Origin of the sequence: Promicromonospora sp. MS192 (assembly GCF_049532985.1) — a bacterium.
Taxonomy (GTDB): Bacteria; Actinomycetota; Actinomycetes; order Actinomycetales; family Cellulomonadaceae; genus Promicromonospora.
In genome coordinates this window covers 271115-289653 of sequence record NZ_CP186693.1, presented here as the reverse complement: position 1 = coordinate 289653, position 18539 = coordinate 271115, and the positions used below count along the sequence as shown (strand labels likewise).

Here is an 18539-nt window from a genome sequence, read left to right as displayed (position 1 = left end):
CAGACACCTCCCGGTCGCGGGACGTGACACGGCCCGCAGGTGACCCCCGTCACATCACGGTCGGCTCACCAGTAGATCTCGGGCAGCCCGACCAGCACCACGTCGCCACGCTCCTGAGCCGCTTCCCGGAGCCGCGCGTCGAACCCGGCACCGCTGAAGCAGAACAGACGCGCACCGCGAACGTCGAAGCGCCCGACCGCGCCGATCACCTCGCGGATCTGCTCGAGCCGTTCGAGATGCGCGAGCCCCATCTGGTCGTTCCACTTGGCCTCACCGATCGCCAGCAGCGGTGGCTTGCCACCGTCGGGGATCCCCACGGCGGCCACGTCGACCTCATGGTTCGCCCGGGTCCTCGGGTCGTGGACGACGCCGTGACCGACCCGGGCCGGAAGACCACCCAGCAGGCCCGGGTCCGCATGGTGCAGGGTCCAGTCCCGGCAGACCTGCTCGAAGTGGGGCCCCAGGACGTTGCTGGCGAACCGCCGCTGGCTCGCCCGCCACACCCGCTCGGCCGAGCCTGGCCTCTCGAGCTGGTCCCAGACCGGCCTCATGATCGCGTGGTAGAAGGCGATGAGCGGCTCCGCGATGCGGAACGTCGAGCGGTTGGCACGGAACATGTCGTCGTCACGCTGCAGGAGACCGGCGTCCTCGAGCACGTTGATGGGATGCGCGATGTCCGCAGCCTTGCGCTCGAGGTAGTTCGCCATGCCACCCCGCGTCGCATTGCCCTCGGCCACCGAGGCGAGCACGGACAGGTACAGCGTCGTGTCCCGCATGTCCGGCTCCTCGGCCAGCAGGTAGCGCGCCTCGCGGAACAGCGGTGACTCGGGGTTCAGCACCGTCCGGGTCACCCAGCCGTCGAAGTCGTCCGGCCCGGACGGCGAGTCGCCACGGGCGAACTCGCGCCGATAGGCAGGTGTTCCACCCACGACGGCGTGCACCTGCAGCGCCAGCCGGGGGTCCGTGATGTCCCAGAACCGCGCCGCCAGCTGATGGTCCAACGGACGGACGAGCAGGTCGAGCCCCGCCCGTCCGCGCAGCGGCGCATTGCCGGCGAGCAGCCTTCCCATGAACGACAGCGCCGAACCGCACAGGAGGAGCCGCGTCCGCGACCGGGACCGCTCGACGCGGCGCGGCCGCAGCGCCTCCTGCACGATGGACGGCAGCTCGGGATTCGCTCTGACCAGGTACGGGAACTCGTCGATCACCACCGGCACGGGCCGCTCGCGCCCCAGACCCAGGAGCACGTCGATCACCTCGGCCCAGCCTGCGAAGTGGAACGGGCTGGCCGGACGAACGTGCTCGGTCAACGACGCGCTGATCCGCCGCAACGACTCGGCGTCGGTCGCCTCGGTGGCACCGAAGTAGAAGCCGCCGGCCGCTTGGCACACGGCCTCGAGCAGATACGTCTTTCCCTGGCGCCGACGGCCGGACACCACGCCGAGCGTGGCGCCCGGCTGGTCGTCGGTGACGAAGCTGCGGAGCGCAGCCCACTCGTGGTCACGGTCGAACATGTCGGCTGGCTTGTCCATGCGGCTCACAATTCATGGGAGTACAGTTAATAGAACTGTACTCCCATAAATTGCAGCCCGCCGGCGCGGCGCACCTCAGCCCGGCACGCACAGCGTCAGCGCCTCCCGGTGCGCCTCGACCGTCAGCGGGACGGCGCCGACCAGCTCGCCGTCGGCGTACGCGACCAGGCCCGCCGGGCCCTCCAGGCGGACGGCGGAGGTGCGCAGCGTCGTGACGTCCGGCCGGCCGACGTGCCGGCCCGCCTTGATGCGCGCGTCGAACGCGAGCACCCGGAACCGGCCCACGGCCTGCACCAGGGTGAGGTCCAGCAGGCCGTCGGCGGGATCGGCGTCCGGGCAGATCGGCACCCCGCCGCCGTAGAACCGGGTCAGCCCGACGGCGAGCATGTACCCGTCCTGCTCCACCACCGGCTCCCCCACCGGGTGCAGGCGGTAGCCGAACCTCCGCAGCCGCAGCCACTCCAGGTAGACCGCGACCTTGTAGCGGGCCGGACCCGCGGGCCACCGCATGCGGTTGGTGCGCGCGTTGGTCAGGGAGTCCAGCCCGGCGCACAGCACCGTGACGAAGTGGCGCGTGCCGTCTGCGGTCGTCACGGTCCCGGTGTCCACGCGGCGGCGCACGCCGTCCAGCGCGAGGTCGGCGGCAGCCGCGGCGTCGCCCAGGGGGATGCCGTGCTCGCGGGCCAGGTCGTTGCCGGTGCCCGCGGGGACCAGCGCGAGCGGGACGCCGGAGTCCAGAACCGGGCCCAGCACGGACGCGACCGTGCCGTCACCGCCCACCACCACGAGCACGTCGGGGTGCTCGTCGACGGCGCGCCGCGCGAGCGCGACGGTCTCGCTCGCGCTGGACCCCTGGTGGACCCGGACGTCGACGCCGCGCGCCCGCAGCCGCTCGACGGCCACGCGCCCGGATGCGGCGCCCGCGCCGCGCCCGGAAACAGGGTTCACCAGCACGGCCACGTGCCCGCCCGACCGCTCTGTCATGCGCAGAACCTAGCGGAGACCCGCCGCTAGCCGGCGGTCAGGCGATCTCGTTCGCCGCGCGGGCCCGCCCGCAGCACCGACAGCGCCACCATGCAGGCGATGAAGCCCAGGAGCCAGCCGCCGGGGATGTCGCTCAGCCAGTGGTAGTCGAGCCACGACATGAGCGCACCCGCGATGGCCACGATGACGCCGACCACGGGGATCATCGTGCGCAGGCGGCTCAGGCTCGGGTGCAGGCCGCTCTGGGAGAACAGCAGGCAGAGGATGAAGAAGCCCGTGAAGAACGTGTTCGCCGCGTGGCCCGAGGGGAACGCCTGGCCGCCGGCGTGCAGCACGTCCATGTTGTGGTGCGGTCCGGTGCGGCCGAGGCCGAACTTGGTGCCGTAGCCGATCGATGCGATGGTGGCCAGCCCGGCGAGCACGGCCATCACCGGCCGGCGCGTGGCGATGCTCCAGAGCGAGCCCGGCCCGCCCTGCTTCCACGCCACGTAGAGGGCCGTGCCCCCGACCATGGGGATGGTGAACAGCCGCTCGCCGGTCACGCTCGCGACGATGTCGAGGAAGACCTTCTCCCAGCCGACCGGGTGGTGCGCGTCGACGTAGTAGTGGAACTGCCAGTCCCAGGCGATGAACGGGCCGCGCACGACCACCTGCCAGATGCACACCGCGAAGACGAGCACCCCGATGGCCGCCGCGACCAGGGAGCTGCGCCACGTCGGACGGGTCGGCGGGTCGAGCAGAGCCTCGGCTGACTGTGACTCCACGCGTGTAACACCCCTGCCCTCTGGTTGCGCCATCGAGCCGATCCTACGGGTTTCAGGGTGAATGTTCGGTACCAGATATGTGTCCGGCGGGGGCCGTGCGTAACGATTCGCCCCACGACCTCGGGCGTCACCGGGGCGGCGGGGCCGTGCTCGCCCGGACGCGGAGCTCCACCGGCACCACCTCGTGCAGGTCCGGCCCCGTGGCGTCAGCCACCTCGGCTGCCGTGGTCTCCGCCAGGCGCACCTCGTCGGCACCCGTGCGCCGGCCGTCGCGCACCTGCTGCAGCAGCCGCGCCACGAGCCGCCGACCGATCTCGTCGAAGTCCTGCGCGACCGTCGTCAGCGGCGGCCAGAGGTGCTCGGCCAGCAGGATGTCGTCGAACCCGACCACGGAGACCTCGGCCGGCACGGCGCGACCGGCCTCGTGCAGCGCACGGAGCACGCCCGCGGCCATCTCGTCGTTCGCGCAGAACACGGCGGTGACGTCCGGGTCGGCCGCGAGCCGCCGGCCGGCGTCGTACCCCGAGCCCGCGGTCCAGTCCCCCACCACGGCCTCGGGCACGACGGCGCCGGCCGCGTCGAGCGTCGCCCGCCAGGCCTCGGCGCGCACCTGCGCGGGCGCCGAGCCGGCGGGTCCCGCGACGTGGTGCACCGTGCGGTGCCCCAGGTCGAGGAGGTGCTGGGTGGCCCGGCGGGCGCCGTCGGCCTGGTCGGCGCCGACGGCGGGATGGTGGCCCACGAACCGCGAGTCGGACACCACCACGGGCATCCGGGGCGGCAGGGCGAGCGTGTCGGGCGTCGCCGTCTCGGCACGCACGATCACCAGGCCGTCGATCGCCTGGTGCGACAGCCGGGTCACGGCGGCGGCCACGTCCTGCGACGACGGGCTCTCGACGTCGACCAGCGTGACCGTGTAACCCTGGGCCCGTGCCGCCTCGACCACCGCCTCGACCGTCCGGGACTCGCCCGTGCGGGCGAGTCGGTGGGCGATCATGCCGATGGTCCGGAAGCTGCCGTACCGCAGCGCCCGGGCCGCGGTGTTCGGGGCGTAGCCGAGCTGCGCCATCGCCGCCAGCACCCGGTCCCGGGTCGCTGGTCGCACGTTGTCCAGGCCCATCGACACGCGGGAGACGGTCTGGGTCGAGACCCCGGCGAGCTCCGCGACGTCGGCCAGGGACGGGCTCCTGCCCTCCACGGCACCCACCTCCTCGTGATGCGTCTGCCCGGTGCGCGCTTGACACTCCGGGAACTCACGAGCACCCTAGTCCGCGTCACCATGTTGACGTCAACACTGCGCCGACGTGCTGACCCCACTCGTGAAGGAGCGACCTGCTGTGACCACGCTCGCATCGCCACCGGCCGTGCCCAAGCCTGCGAGGCGGATGCGACGCCGCACCCGCTGGACCGGATGGGGGTTCGTCGGCCCGTTCATGGCCGTCTTCGCCCTGGTCTTCCTCGCGCCCATCGCCTACTCGCTCTGGCTGAGCCTGTTCCAGACGCAGCTCGTGGGCGGCACGTCGTTCGTCGGCCTCGACAACTACGCCCGGGCGCTGAGCGACCCGCAGTTCTGGGCCGGCGTGGGCCGGGTGACCGCGTTCCTGCTGGTCCAGGTGCCGGTCATGCTCGGCATCTCGCTGCTGGTCGCCCTCGCGATCGACAGCGGCCGGCTGTACGGGCGGGACTTCTTCCGCCTGACGATCTTCCTGCCCTACGCCGTGCCAGGCGTCGTGGCCGCCCTGATGTGGGGCTTCATGTACGGCGAGCGGTTCGGCCTGGTCGGCAACTTCAACGACCTGTTCGGCACGAACATCCCGGACCCGCTGGCCTCCGCGCTGGTGCTCCCCGCGATCGGCAACATCGTGACCTGGGAGTTCGTCGGCTACAACATGCTGATCTTCTACTCGGCGCTGCGCGTGGTGCCCACCTCGCTGTACGAGGCCGCGGAGATCGACGGCGCGGGCCCCTGGCGGGTGATCTCCGCGATCAAGCTGCCCGCAATCCGCGGCGCCCTGGTGGTGGCGACCATCTTCTCGATCATCGGCTCCTTCCAGCTCTTCAACGAGCCGAGCATCCTGCAGCCGCTGTCGCCCAACTACATCTCGACGCACTACACGCCGAACCTGTACGCCTACTCGCTGTCGTTCTCCGGCCAGCAGTACAACTACTCGGCCACGGTGGCGATCATCATGGGCGTGCTCACGATGCTCGTGGCCTACGTGGTGCAGCTGCGCGGCATGCGCAAGGAGGCCTGAGCCATGACCAACGTCCTGATGACCGCGCCCACCGTGCGTCCCAAGAAGGCCCCGCCCCGGCTGCGGAACCGCCGCACCTCGCACGCCCGGCCCACGCGCAGCGTGCTGCTCACGGTCCTGACGGCCCTGATCGGCATCTACGCGCTGATCCCGCTCGTCTGGCTGCTGATCAACGCGACCAAGACGCAGCCCGACCTGTTCAGCTCGTTCGGCCTGTGGTTCAGCGGCGACTTCGCCCTGTGGGACAACATCGTGGGCGTCCTGACCTACGACGGCGGCGTGTTCGGCCGCTGGTTCCTCAACACGCTGCTGTACGTGGTGCTGGGCGCGGGCGGTGCCACCCTGCTGGCCCTGCTCGGCGGCTACGGCCTGGCCAAGTTCAGCTTTCCCGGCAAGCGGGCCGTGTTCGCCGTCGTCATCGGCGCCGTGGCCGTGCCGGGCACCGCCCTGGCCGTGCCCACGTTCCTCATGTTCGCCAACCTGGGCCTGACCAACACGCCCTGGTCCGTGATCATCCCGTCGCTCATCTCGCCGTTCGGCCTCTACCTCATGTGGACCTTCGCCGCCGACGCCGTGCCCGACGAGATCATGGAGGCCGCGCGGATCGACGGCGCGAGCGAGGCCCGCACCTTCTTCCAGGTGTGCCTGCCGATGCTGGCCCCCGGCATCGTGACGGTGCTGCTGTTCACCGTGGTGGCCACCTGGAACAACTACTTCCTGCCGCTGATCATGCTGCGCGACCCCGACTGGTACCCGCTGACGCTGGGCCTGAACGCCTGGAACGCGCAGGCGACCACCGCGGGTGGCGAGGCCATCTTCAACCTCGTGATCGCCGGCTCGCTCCTGACCATCCTGCCGCTCGTGGTGGCCTTCCTGCTGCTGCAGCGCTACTGGCAGTCGGGCCTGGCCGCCGGCAGCGTCAAGGAATGACCCGCACCCCCTTTCCCCAGATCTGACGATGAAGTGAGAGGAACCACCATGACCATCCGCCACCACCGCGCCGTCGGCGCGTTCGCCGCGGCGGGCGCCCTGGCGCTCGCCCTGACCGCGTGCGGGTCCGGGTCCGACGGCGGAGATGCCGCGGAGACCGTCTCCCCCGAGGACATCTCGGCGGCCCTCGAGGAGGGCGGCGACCTGCTGGTCTGGGCGTGGGAGCCCACGCTGGACAAGGTCGTCGAGGACTTCGAGGCCGAGTACCCGAACGTGGACGTCGAGCTGGCGAACGTCGGCACCGGCAACGACCACTACGTGGCCCTCCAGAACGCGATCAGCGCCGGGTCGGGCGTGCCCGACGTCGCGCAGATGGAGTACTACGCCCTGCCGCAGTTCTCGATCGGTGGCTCGCTCGCGGACCTCGCACCGCTGGGCGCGAGCGAGCTCGACGGCACCTACTCCCCCGGCCCGTGGGGCGCGGTGACCGACGGCGACGCCGTGTACGGCCTGCCGATGGACTCCGGCCCCATGGCCCTGTTCTACAACGCGAAGACGTTCGAGGAGGCCGGCGTCGAGGTGCCGGCCACCTGGGACCAGTTCGTCGAGGCCGCCAAGAAGATCCACGAGTCCGACCCGAACACGTACATCACCGCGGACAACGGTGACGCCGGCTTCGCGACCTCGATGATCTGGCAGGCCGGCGGGCACCCGTTCGAGGTGGACGGCACCGACGTGACCGTGAACCTCGCCGACGAGGGCTCCGCGAAGTTCGCCGAGATGTGGCAGCAGCTCCTGGACGACGACCTGGTGGCGAACGTGCCGGCCTGGTCCGACGAGTGGTTCCAGGGCCTGGGCAGCGGCGAGATCGCCGCCCTGGTGACCGGCGCGTGGATGCCGGCGAACCTGGAGTCGGGGGCCGCCCCTGCGTCGGGCGACTGGCGGGTGGCCCCGATGCCGCAGTGGACCGAGGGCGCGAACGAGACCGCGGAGAACGGCGGTTCGGCGCTGTCGGTGACCGAGGCCAGCGAGAAGAAGGCCCTGGCCTACGGCTTCCTGCAGTACGCGAACGCCGGCGACGGCGTCGCCACGCGCCTGGAGGGCGGCAACTTCCCGGCGACGCTCGCCGACCTGAACGACGAGGCGTTCCTCGGCGAGGAGTCGGAGTACTTCGGCGGCCAGAAGATCAACGAGGTGCTCTCGGCGTCGGCCACCGGTGTGGTGGAGGGCTGGCAGTACCTGCCGTACCAGGTCTACGCCAACAGCGTCTTCCCCGACACCGTCGGCCAGGCGTACACCGGCTCGACCCCGCTGTCCGACGGCCTGGCCGCCTGGCAGGAGTCGATCGTCAGCTACGGCAACGAGCAGGGCTTCACCGTCTCCGAGTGAGCCGGCCGCACCACCATCGATGACGGCGGCGGGGGCCTCCCCCGCCGCCGTCCGTGTCACGAAGAACCCCGAGGAACCACACATGCCCACGTTCGAGATCGGCCCCGAGGACTTCCTGCTGGACGGCGCGCCGACCCAGGTCGTCAGCGGCGCGCTGCACTACTTCCGCGTGCACCCCGACCAGTGGGCCGACCGCATCCACAAGGCGCGGCTCATGGGCCTGAACACCATCGAGACGTACGTGCCGTGGAACTTCCACGCGCCCGAGCCCGGGGTGTTCGACCTGGACGGACGCCGCGACCTGGGCCGGTTCCTGGATCTCGTGGCGGCCGAGGGCCTGCACGCCATCGTGCGTCCCGGCCCGTACATCTGCGCGGAGTGGGACGGCGGCGGCCTGCCGGCGTGGCTGCTGGCCGACCGTGCCGTGGGTGTGCGGCGGCACGAGCCCCGGTTCCTCGACGCGATCGGCAAGTACTACGCGAGCCTGCTGCCGCTGGTGGCCGAGCGTCAGGTGACCCGCGGCGGCCCGGTGCTCATGGTCCAGGTCGAGAACGAGTACGGCGCGTACGGCGACGACCCGGTGCCCGAGCGGCAGAAGTACCTGCGCGCGCTCGCGGACATGGTGCGCGCCCAGGGCATCGACGTCCCGCTGTTCACCTGCGACCAGGCGAACGACGAGATGCTGGCCCGCGGTGGCCTCCCGGAGCTGCACAAGACCGCGACGTTCGGCTCGCGCAGCACGGAGCGGCTGGAGGTGCTGCGGCGGGCCCAGCCCACGGGCCCGCTGATGTGCATGGAGTTCTGGAACGGCTGGTTCGACTCGTGGGGCCTGGAGCACCACGTGGCGCCCGCGGAGGCCAACGCCGCCGACCTGGACGACCTTCTCGCGGCAGGGGGCTCCGTCAACCTGTACATGTTCCACGGCGGCACCAACTTCGGGCTCACCAGCGGCGCGAACGACAAGGGCATCTACCGGCCCATCGCGACGTCGTACGACTACGACGCGCCCCTGGCCGAGGACGGCACGCCGACCGCCAAGTTCTGGGCGATGCGCGAGGTGATCGCGCGGCACCGGGCCGTACCGGACGCCGGAGAGCTGGCGGGCGACGCCGCCCGCGGTGCCGCGCCGGTGCTCGACGTCGACCTGACCGCACGGGTGCCGCTGGCCCACGCCCTGCCGAGCCTGCTGCGCGAGGACCTACACTCCTTCACGTCGACGCCCACCACGGACGACCTGCGGTCGTGGTCGGGCTTCACCGTCTACCGCACCCGGATCCAGGCCGACGACCTCGTGCTGACCGCGGACGAGGTGCGCGACCGCGCCGTCGTCCTGGTCGACGACGAGCAGGTGGGCGTGCTGGACCGGGGCTCCCACACGTTCGCCGTGGCGCTGCCCGCCCGTGCGGGGGACCTCACCCTGCTGGTGGAGGACCAGGGCCGCGTGAACTACGGGCCGCGGATCGGTGAGCCCAAGGGCGTGATCGGGCCGGTGCGCACCGCGACACGCACGCTGGACTCCTGGGAGGCCGGTGCGCTGCGGATCGAGGACGCGCCCGAGCTGCTGCGCCCGGCGCTCGACGCGCCGAGCCGCGCGCTGCCCACCCCGGGGCCGGGCGGCGCGGCGCGGCCGGTCGGTGCCGGCCTGTTCCGGGCCACCTTCGACTCGGCGGCCGGAGCCGACCACTTCCTGCGGCTCGACGGCTGGACCAAGGGCCTGGCCTGGGTGAACGGCTGGTTGCTCGGCCGCTACTGGAGCCTCGGCCCCACCCACACGCTCTACGTGCCGGGACCGCTCCTGCGCGCGACGGGCAACGAGCTGGTCCTCCTGGAGCTCCACGGCGCGGCCGACGCGCGCGCCCGGTTCGTGGCCGCCCCGGACCTGGGCGTCACGGAGCAGTAGCGGGCGGTGTCCGGCCGCGTCGGGCTCGACGGACCGATCAGTTCGACGGACCGATCGGCTCGGCAGGTTCGGCTGGCTCGGCAGGTTCGGCTGGCTCGGCAGGTTCGGCTGGCTCGGCAGGTTCGGCTGGCTCGGCAGGTTCGGCTGGCTCGGCAGGTTCGGCTGGCTCGGCAGGTTCGGCTGGCTCGGCAGGTTCGGCTGGCTCGGCAGGTTCGGCTGGCTCGGCAGGTTCGGCTGGCTCGGCAGGTTCGGCTGGCTCGGCAGGTTCGGCTGGCTCGGCAGGTTCGGCTGGCTCGGCAGGTTCGGCTGGCTCGGCAGGTTCGGCTGGCTCGGCAGGTTCGGCTGGCTCGGCAGGTTCGGCTGGCTCGGCAGGTTCGGCTGGCTCGGCAGGTTCGGCTGGCTCGGCAGGTTCGGCTGGCTGGCAGGTGCGGCGCGACGGACATGCTCGGGGGATACCTGCCCGCGGGGGTGTGTCACCCTGTGTAGACGTTGTCTACAGCCAGTGACACACCCCCGCGGGCAAGGTCTTCTCCGCGCGCGGCGGCTCCCCCACCCCGGTCCACTCCCGCGGCTCGGTTCCTCTCCCGCGGCTCGGTTCCTCTCCCGCGGCCCGGTCCTCTCCCGCGGCCCGGGCCTTCCCCCCACGGCCCGGACCTTCCCCCGCCGCCCGGACCTTTCCCCATGGCCCGGGCCCACCGTCCGGCCCGGGGTGGGTGCCCGGCACGGGAGGTCAGACCCGCACGCCGTCCTTCCAGACCTCGGTCACCAGCGGAACGCCGGGGCGGTACGACAGGTACAGGTGGCTCGGAGCGTCCAGGACCATGAGGTCGGCACGGGCGCCGACCCGCAGGTGGCCGACGTCGTCGCGCCGGAGCGCGAGCGCCCCGCCCGCCGTCGCGGACCAGAGGGCCTCGGCGGGGCTCATCCGCATCTCGCGCACGGCGAGCGCCACCACGAACGGCACGGACGAGGAGTACCCGGAGCCGGGGTTGCAGTCCGTGGCCAGCGCGACCGGCACCCCCGCGGCGAGCAGGCGGCGGGCGTCCGGGTAGGGCGAGCGCGTGGAGAACTCGACGGCGGGCAGCAGGGTGGCGACCGTGCCGCCCCCGGCGGCCCCGGCGGCCCCGGCGGCCCCGGCAAGGCTCCCGGGCCCGTCGTCGCGGCCAGGCCCGGCGACCGCCGGCATCCCGCCCCCGGCCAGGTGGGCATCCCAGGAGCCCGCCAGTGCGTCGACGTCGGCGTCGGTCAGGTGGGTGCAGTGGTCCACGCTGGCCGCACCGACCTCGACCGCGAGCCGGACGCCCGGGCCGGCCGAGAGCTGGTTGCCGTGCACCCGGGCGAGCAGGCCCGCGCGCAGGCCGGCGTGCAGCACGGCGCGGGACTCGTCCTCGTCGAAGGCGGTGGGCGCTGCGGGCTCGCAGAAGACGTCGACCCAGCGGGCGTGCGGCGCGCACGCGGCGAGCATGGGGCCGGTCACGAGGTCGAGGTAGCCGGCCCGGTCCCCGGAGTACTCGGCCGGGACGGTGTGGGCGCCGAGGTAGGTCGTCTCGGGCGTGAGCTCGCGCGCGATCCGCAGCATCCGGGCCTCGGTCGCGACGTCCTGGCCGTAGCCGCTCTTGATCTCGACGGTGGTGGTGCCCTGGGTCAGCATCTCCCGCACCAGGGCGCGACCCTGCGCCCGGAGCGTCTCCTCGCCGGCGGCGCGGGTGGCGGCGACCGTGGTCGCGATGCCCCCGCCCGTGTACGGCTCGCCGGTCATCCGGGCGGCGAACTCCGCGGCGCGGTCGCCCGCGAACACGGTGTGCGAGTGCGAGTCGACGAATCCCGGCAGCACGGCCCGGCCCGCCAGGTCGACGGCGTCGTCCGCCGCGGGGGCCGACGAGGCCGGTCCCGTCCAGGCGATCCGGCCGTCCGCGACGACGGCGGCGGCGTCCCGCACGATGCCGAGCCCGCCCGCCGCGTCGGCCCGATCCGGACCGGAGCGGCCGGTGCCTGCCGGGCCCGCGCCCGCCGCGCCCGACCAGCCCCCGTGCGCGGGGTCGTTCGTGACCAGCTCGCCGATGTTCGTCAGCAGCACGCTCATGCGCCGTCCTCCCTCGTCGTGGCCGCACGCAGCCCGTCGGCCGCCGCCCAGACCTCATGGATCGCGTCGGCCAGCATCCGGGCGACGTCACCGGCCCGGTGCTCGCCGTCCCGCACCACGGGCTCGCCGCCTGCCACGACGTCGGACACGTCTGCCGCGCCCGCGACGAGCACGACCTGGGCGGGGTCGGCGCCGGCCGTGCGGACGGTGTCCAGGCGCACGGCGACCAGGTCGGCGGGGGCACCCACGGCGATCCGCCCGGCGTCCGGCCGGCCGAGCGCTGCGTGCCCGGCCGACGTCGCCGCCTCGATCAGCGCCGCCGGGCCGAACCGGCCGCGCCGCCCGGAGGCGAGCCGCTCGTGCTCCTCGATGCCCCGCACCTCCGCCAGCACGTCGGCGCCCACGTGCTGGTCCGTGCCGACCGACAGCGGGCTGCCCGCTCGCAGCAGCCGCAGGCCGGGGGCGAGACCGTCGGCGAGGTCGCGCTCCGTCGTCGGGCAGAGGCACACGCCCGTGCCGGAGGAGCCGAGCAGCGTCACGTCGTCGTCGGTCAGGTGGACCGCGTGCACGGCCGTGGTGCCGGGGCCGAGGGCTCCGGCGTCGTGCAGCACGCGGGCCGGGGTGCGGGCGAAGGCCGCGAGCGCCGCCTCGTTCTCCGCAGGCTGCTCGGAGAGGTGCACGTGCAGCGGGGCGCCGGCCTCGCGGGCCCAGCGGGCGACCTCCCGCAGCTCGTCGGGCGTCACGGCGCGCACCGAGTGGGCGGCGGCGCCCACGAGCACGCGGTCGTCGGCGGCCCAGGCGGCGCGCAGGGCGTCCACGCGGCGGGTCCACGCGTCGACGGTGCCGTCGCCGAACCGGGCCTGCTCGGGGGCCGGCGGCTGGTGCCCGCCGGCGTCGAGGCCGCCGTGCAGGTAGCAGGTGTCGAGCAGCGTGAGGTGCACGCCGGCGTCGTGCGCGGCCCGGCGCAGGGCCTCGGCCATGGCGTTCGGTCCGCCGTCCGCGGGCGGGTACGGGGTCCCGTCGGGGCGGTGGTGCACGTAGTGGAACTCGCCCACGGCCGTGGTGCCGCCCAGGGCGAGCTCCGCGTACAGGGCGCGCGCCAGCCGCTCGTACAGCGGCGGCGTGAGCGCGGCGGCCAGGGCGTACATGTCCTCGCGCCAGGTCCAGAAGGAACCGCCGCCGGGCCGGTCCACGGCACCGTGCGTGCGACCGCGCAGCGCGCGGTGGAACGCGTGGGAGTGCGCGTCGGCGAACCCGGGCAGCACCAGCCCGGGCAGCCGGACATCAGTGGCCGACGGCGCGGCGCCGGTCTCGACGGCGACGAACCGCCCGCCCTCGACGTCCACCCGCACGGACTCGACGACCGCGCCGGAGGCCCGGCCCGCCGTCGCGCCGTCCGGGACCCAGGCACGTTCGCACCAGAAGCCGCTCATCGCCTGGTTCCCGTGGTCCCCGGACGGTCACCGTCGGGTGCTCCTCGTCGAGGTTCGGTGCCCCTCGGCCCGCTCACGGCCTCGACGGCTTCGGGCGCGGTCAGCAGGTCCGCCAGTACGGCCGTCAGCGCACGGACGCCGGCGTCGCAGTCGGCCTCCGGGGCGTGCTCGGCCGGGGAGTGCGAGACACCGGTCGGGTTGCGGACGAACAGCATCGCCGCGGGCACGCCGGACGCGGCGAGGATGCCGGCGTCGTGCCCGGCGCCCGTGCCGATCACGGGAGCGGGCAGCGTGGAGCCCGGCCGCCCCACGACGTCGGCGAGCCGTGCCGCGAGCGCCGGGTCGAACACGGTCGCGGGTGTCCACGACTCCTCGACGACCTCCCAGGCGCCGAGGCCGTCACCATCCCGCACGACGCGCCCGGTGAACGCAGGCCCAGGTGCGGAACCCGGCTCTGATACCGCAACCAGATCCGCACTCACCTGAGGCGTGCCGATCACGCGGCGGACCGCCTCCTCCGTCTCGGCGCGGGCGTCGATCCACGCCCGGACCCGGGACGGGATCGCGTTGACGCCGTTCGGCTCGACCTCGACCTTGGCCAGCGTGGCGAGCGCCCCGGCGTGCTCGGCGGCGGCGCGGACGTCGGTGATGAGCCGCGCCAGGTCGAGCATCGGGTCGTGGCGGTGGGCCAGCGGCGTGGTGCCGGCGTGGTTGGCCTCGCCCGTGAGGTCGACGCGCCAGCGTCCGTGCGGCCAGATCGCGGCGCCGACGGCGACGGGCGCCGCCTCGTCCCCCGGCAGGTCGGCGAGGTAGCGCCCCTGCTCGACGTGCAGCTCGACGAAGACGCCGATCCGCGCCAGCGCCTCCGGGTCCCGGCCGTAGTGGTCGAGCCGGACGGCGCCGACGCCGGGCGCTCCACCGTCCGCCGCCGACGAGGCCGCACCGCCGCGACCGGTCGACGAGCCCGTACCGCCGAACGCGACACCACCCGGCCGGCCCCCGACCCTGGCGAGCACGTCCGCGAGGCTGTCGCCGCCGCCGTCCCGCAGCGCCAGCAGCCGGTCGGCCGGGACAGTCCCGGTCAGCGCCCGCGACCCGAGGCACGCGAGCCCGAACCGGGCGCCCTCCTCGTCGGAGAAGTTCACGATCCCGAGCGGACGCCGCGGCACGACCCCGGCGTCCCGCAGCGCGTCGAGCGCCGCGAACGCGCTCGCCACGCCCAGCGGCCCGTCGAACGCGCCGCCGCCGGGTACGGAGTCGAGGTGGCTGCCGGTCACGACGCCGGGGCCGCCGGCGTCAGGGTCGCCCCACCAGGCCCACTGGTTCCCGGAGCGGTCGAGCACCACATCCAGGCCGCGGGCGGCCGCCTCGGCGGCGAACCACTCGCGCAGGGTCAGGTCGTGCGCGGTCCAGGCGAACCGTTCGTACCCGCCGGACGGCGCCCGGCCGACGTCGGCGATCGCGTCCAGGAGCCGGCCGACGGCAGTCGGCCGGCTACCGGCGCCCAGAGCGGCGCCCGCCGCGGGTCCGCCCGGCAGCGGCCCGCCCGGTTCCGTCACGCCCCCTCCCGCATCGGCACCCGCAGCCCGCCGCGCTCGGCGGCCGCGACGGCGTCGTCGTACCCGGCGTCCACGTGCCGCAGCACGCCCGTGGCCGGATCGTTGGCGAGCACGCGCGCGAGCTTCTGCGCGGCGAGCGCGGTCCCGTCCGCCACGGACACCTGCCCGGCGTGCAGCGACCGCCCCATGCCGACGCCGCCCCCGTGGTGGATCGACACCCACGTCGCACCGGAGGCCGTGTTGACCAGGGCGTTCAGCAGCGGCCAGTCGGCGATGGCGTCGGAGCCGTCGGCCATGGCCTCGGTCTCGCGGTACGGGGAGGCCACGGACCCGGAGTCCAGGTGGTCGCGCCCGATCGCGATCGGCGCTGAGATCTCCCCCGACGCGACGAGCTCGTTGAACCGCAGCCCCGCGACGTCGCGCTCCCCGTGCCCGAGCCAGCAGATCCGGGCGGGCAGCCCCTGGAAGGCGACGCGCTCCTGGGCGGCGCGGATCCAGCGGCCGAGGTGGTCGTTGTCGGGGAACAGGTCGAGCACGGCCCGGTCGGTGACCGCGATGTCCTTCGGGTCCCCGGAGAGCGCCGCCCAGCGGAACGGCCCCTTGCCCTCGGCGAACAGCGGCCGGATGTAGGCGGGCACGAACCCGGGGAAGTCGAACGCCCGCCCGTACCCGCCCTGGCGGGCCTCGTCGCGGATCGAGTTGCCGTAGTCGAACACCTCGGCGCCGGCGTCCTGGAAGCCGACCATGGCCTCGACGTGCCGGGCCATGGACTCCCGCGCCCGCTCGGTGAACCCCTCCGGGTCCTTCTGTGCGAGGTCGGCCCAGTCCGCGAGCTCCACCCCGGAGGGCAGGTACGACAGCGGGTCGTGCGCCGACGTCTGGTCCGTCACGACGTCCACCTCGACGCCCCGGCGCAGCAGCTCCGGCACCACGTCGGCACAGTTGCCGACCACGCCCACCGACAGCGCACGCCGGTCCCGCTTCGCGGCCAGCGCCAGCTCGACCCCCTCGTCCAGCGAGGAGGCGACGACGTCGAGGTACCGCGTCTCGACGCGCCGGTGCAGGCGGGCCGGGTCGACGTCGACCACCAGGCACACGCCGCCGTTGAGCGTGACGGCCAGCGGCTGCGCCCCGCCCATGCCGCCGCAGCCCCCGGTCAGGGTGAGCGTGCCGGCCAGCGTGCCACCGAACCGCTTGGCGGCCACCGCCGCGAACGTCTCGTACGTGCCCTGGAGGATGCCCTGCGTGCCGATGTAGATCCACGACCCGGCCGTCATCTGCCCGTACATCGTCAGGCCGAGCTGCTCCAGGCGCCGGTGCTCGGGCCACGTGGCCCAGTCCCCGACGAGGTTGGAGTTGGCGATGAGCACGCGCGGCGCCCACTCGTGCGTGCGCAGCACGCCCACGGGCCGCCCGGACTGGACCAGGAGGGTCTCGTCCTCGCGCAGGTCCGTCAGGGAGCGGACGATCGCGTGGTAGCTCGGCCAGTCGCGGGCCGCCCGGCCGGTGCCGCCGTAGACGACCAGGTCGTCGGGGCGCTCGGCCACCTCCGGGTCGAGGTTGTTCATCAGCATGCGCAGCGGGGCCTCGGTCTGCCAGCTGCGTGCGGTCAAGGTGGTGCCGCGCGGGGCGCGGACGGCGACGGGGGTCCCCCGGTCGTACGGCTGGTTCACTGCGGTCTCCTTCGGTTCGGCTCGTGCGGCTCTGCTCGGGTCGTGCTCTGCTCGGGTCGTGCTCTGCTCGGTCGGGCTGCGGCGAGCTGTCCGGGTCGGGTTCCGGCTGGTTGCCCCGGCGGTCCGGCAGCCGCCTCGGGCATCCGCTCGGTCTGGTTCGGTCCGGCAGTCCGGTCGGGCCTCAGTCCAGCGGTCCGACGGCGCCCGCCGCCGCCCCCGCGATCCGCCCGCCCGCCACGAGCCCCACCACCTGCTCGATCTCGGGCGCGAGGTACCGGTCCGGTCCGGGACCGGGCACGACGGCGCGAACGGCGTCGTGCACCGCGCCCGTACCCGCCGCGGAGGCGTGCTCGCGCAGGTCGAGCGCGCGTGCCGCCGTGAGCACCTCGATCGCGAGCACCCGCGTGAGCCCGTCGACGGACCGGCGCAGCTTGCGGGCGCCGGCCCAGCCCATGGACACGTGGTCCTCCTGCATGGCGGAGCTCGGGATGGAGTCCACGCTCGCGGGCGCGGCCAGACGCTTCATCTCGGAGACGATCCCGGCGGCCGTGTACTGGGCGATCATGTGCCCGGAGTCGACACCGGGGTCGTGCGCCAGGAACGCGGGCAGCCCCTCGGAGCGGGCCACGTCGAGGAACCGGTCGGTGCGCCGCTCGCTCATGCTCGCCACGTCGGCGGCGGCGATGGCGAGGAAGTCCAGCACGTAGGCGACGGGCGCACCGTGGAAGTTGCCGTTCGACTCCACGCGACCGTCGGAGGTGACCACCGGGTTGTCGATGGCAGACGCCAGCTCTCGGCCCGCCACCGTCGCGGCGTGCCACAGGGTGTCGCGGGCTGCGCCGTGCACCTGCGGGGCACACCGCAGCGAGTAGGCGTCCTGGACGCGGGTGCAGGCGGGGTTCCCGGCGTCGTCCAGCTCGCGGTGGCTCGCCATGAGCGGCGAGCCCTCAAGGACACGCCGCATGTTCGACGCCGACGCCGCCTGGCCGGGGTGCGGCCGCAGCGCGATCAGGTCCTGCGCGAACGGGGCGTCCGAGCCGAGCAGGGCCTCGACGGACAGGGACGCCGCGACGTCGGCAGTGGTGAGCAGTCGGCGCAGGTCGTGGATCGCGAGGCAGAGCATGCCGAGCATGCCGTCGGTGCCGTTGATGAGGGCGAGGCCCTCCTTCTCGGCGAGGGCGAGAGGTTCGATGCCGGCGGTGGCCAGTGCCTGAGCGGCATCAAGAAGCGGAGCGACGCCGGTGCCCCGCGGCGGCGCGACCGAGGCGGCCAGCGTGTCTGGCCCTTCGGCGCTGAGCGGTGCCGAGGACGGGCCGGACGCCGACGCCGCGCCCGCGACGTCCGATGCCCTGGACACGACCCGGACCTGGCCCTCCCCCATCGCGGCGAGCGCGACGTGCGCGAGCGGCGCGAGGTCGCCGGAACAGCCGAGCGACCCGTACTCGTGCACGACGGGCGTGATCCCGGCGTTGAGCATCGCCGCGTAGGTCTGCGCCGTGACGGGCCGGGCGCCGGTGTGCCCCGTGACCAAGGTGGCGAGGCGCAGGAGCTGGAGCGCGCGCACCACCTCGGTCTCGACCTCGGGCCCGGACCCGGCGGCGTGCGAGCGCACGAGGCTGAGCTGGAGCTGGGCGCGCTGCTCTGCGGGGATGTGCCGCCGGGCGAGCGCCCCGAAGCCGGTGGAGACGCCGTAGTGGGGCACGGTGTCGTCGGCGAGGTCCTCGATGACGGCGCGGGCCTGGGCCATCCGGGCGAGGGCGGCGTCGTGGATCTCGACGGACGCGCCGTGGCGGGCGACGGCGACGACCTGGTCGACGGTGAGCGGGGTGCCGTCGAGGACGACGTGGCGGGGCAGATCCGGGTCGGCCGGTCCGGAGCTGGGCGTCGGGATGCCGACCGCGCCGGTACGGGGCGCGCCGGTACGGGGCGCGCCGGTACGGGGCGCGCCGGCCTCGGGTGTCGAGGCGGTCGTGGCCGGAGTGCCGCTGTCCGGCGTCGGCGCCGTGTCGTGCAGGGTGCTCATGCGCCCATGGAACCCCG

13 protein-coding genes are annotated in these 18539 nt (G+C 74.0%); 4 read left to right on the top strand and 9 right to left on the bottom strand.

The window, feature by feature from the left end:
- Positions 1 to 65 precede the first annotated feature (65 nt).
- From ACO229_RS01280 to ACO229_RS01265, 4 genes are all read right to left on the bottom strand, one after another.
- Positions 66 to 1532, bottom strand: coding sequence for an AAA family ATPase (locus tag ACO229_RS01280; protein ID WP_423463463.1), 1467 nt, complete (start codon positions 1530 to 1532; stop codon positions 66 to 68).
- A gap of 75 nt (positions 1533 to 1607) precedes the next feature.
- The gene (locus ACO229_RS01275) at positions 1608 to 2516 is read right to left on the bottom strand and encodes a diacylglycerol kinase family protein (protein ID WP_423463462.1); all 909 of its coding nucleotides are present in this window, start codon (positions 2514 to 2516) and stop codon (positions 1608 to 1610) included.
- Positions 2517 to 2542: 26 nt separating this feature from the next.
- A complete protein-coding gene (locus ACO229_RS01270; RefSeq protein WP_423463461.1) occupies positions 2543 to 3280 on the bottom strand; it encodes a phosphatase PAP2 family protein in 738 nt (245 codons plus the stop codon).
- Between the two features lie 127 nt (positions 3281 to 3407).
- The gene (locus ACO229_RS01265) at positions 3408 to 4484 is read right to left on the bottom strand and encodes a LacI family DNA-binding transcriptional regulator (protein ID WP_423463460.1); all 1077 of its coding nucleotides are present in this window, start codon (positions 4482 to 4484) and stop codon (positions 3408 to 3410) included.
- A 178-nt stretch (positions 4485 to 4662) separates the two neighbouring features.
- Between ACO229_RS01265 and ACO229_RS01260 the strand changes: the two genes are divergently transcribed.
- The 4 genes from ACO229_RS01260 (at position 4663) to ACO229_RS01245 (ending at position 9751) form a co-directional block, all read left to right on the top strand.
- Positions 4663 to 5532, top strand: coding sequence for a carbohydrate ABC transporter permease (locus tag ACO229_RS01260; protein ID WP_397411762.1), 870 nt, complete (start codon positions 4663 to 4665; stop codon positions 5530 to 5532).
- A gap of 3 nt (positions 5533 to 5535) precedes the next feature.
- Positions 5536 to 6462 (top strand): carbohydrate ABC transporter permease, encoded by a 927-nt coding sequence (locus ACO229_RS01255; RefSeq protein WP_423463459.1) that lies wholly within the window; start codon positions 5536 to 5538, stop codon positions 6460 to 6462.
- Positions 6463 to 6510: 48 nt separating this feature from the next.
- Positions 6511 to 7851, top strand: coding sequence for an ABC transporter substrate-binding protein (locus ACO229_RS01250; RefSeq protein ID WP_423463458.1), 1341 nt, complete (start codon positions 6511 to 6513; stop codon positions 7849 to 7851).
- An 82-nt stretch (positions 7852 to 7933) separates the two neighbouring features.
- Positions 7934 to 9751: a glycoside hydrolase family 35 protein gene (locus ACO229_RS01245; protein ID WP_423463457.1), complete on the top strand. Its 1818-nt coding sequence runs from the start codon at positions 7934 to 7936 to the stop codon at positions 9749 to 9751.
- 730 nt (positions 9752 to 10481) lie between these two features.
- Here ACO229_RS01245 and ACO229_RS01240 read toward each other — a convergent pair.
- The 5 genes from ACO229_RS01240 to ACO229_RS01220 all read right to left on the bottom strand — a co-directional run bounded on the left by ACO229_RS01240 (position 10482) and on the right by ACO229_RS01220 (position 18522).
- On the bottom strand, positions 10482 to 11834 hold the full coding sequence (locus ACO229_RS01240) for an amidohydrolase family protein (RefSeq protein ID WP_423463456.1): 1353 nt from the start codon (positions 11832 to 11834) through the stop codon (positions 10482 to 10484).
- A complete protein-coding gene (locus ACO229_RS01235) occupies positions 11831 to 13267 on the bottom strand; it encodes a formimidoylglutamate deiminase (RefSeq protein ID WP_423463455.1) in 1437 nt (478 codons plus the stop codon). The genes ACO229_RS01240 and ACO229_RS01235 overlap by 4 nt, the downstream gene beginning before the upstream one ends.
- Complete coding sequence (locus ACO229_RS01230) at positions 13264 to 14736, bottom strand: Zn-dependent hydrolase (protein WP_423465248.1); 1473 nt, start codon at positions 14734 to 14736, stop codon at positions 13264 to 13266. The genes ACO229_RS01235 and ACO229_RS01230 overlap by 4 nt, the downstream gene beginning before the upstream one ends.
- Positions 14737 to 14822: 86 nt before the next feature.
- Positions 14823 to 16499 (bottom strand): urocanate hydratase, encoded by a 1677-nt coding sequence (gene hutU / locus ACO229_RS01225; protein ID WP_423463454.1) that lies wholly within the window; start codon positions 16497 to 16499, stop codon positions 14823 to 14825.
- A gap of 181 nt (positions 16500 to 16680) precedes the next feature.
- Positions 16681 to 18522 carry a histidine ammonia-lyase gene (locus ACO229_RS01220; protein WP_423463453.1) on the bottom strand — a complete coding sequence of 614 codons (1842 nt, stop codon included), beginning with the start codon at positions 18520 to 18522 and terminating at the stop codon, positions 16681 to 16683.
- Positions 18523 to 18539 lie beyond the last annotated feature (17 nt).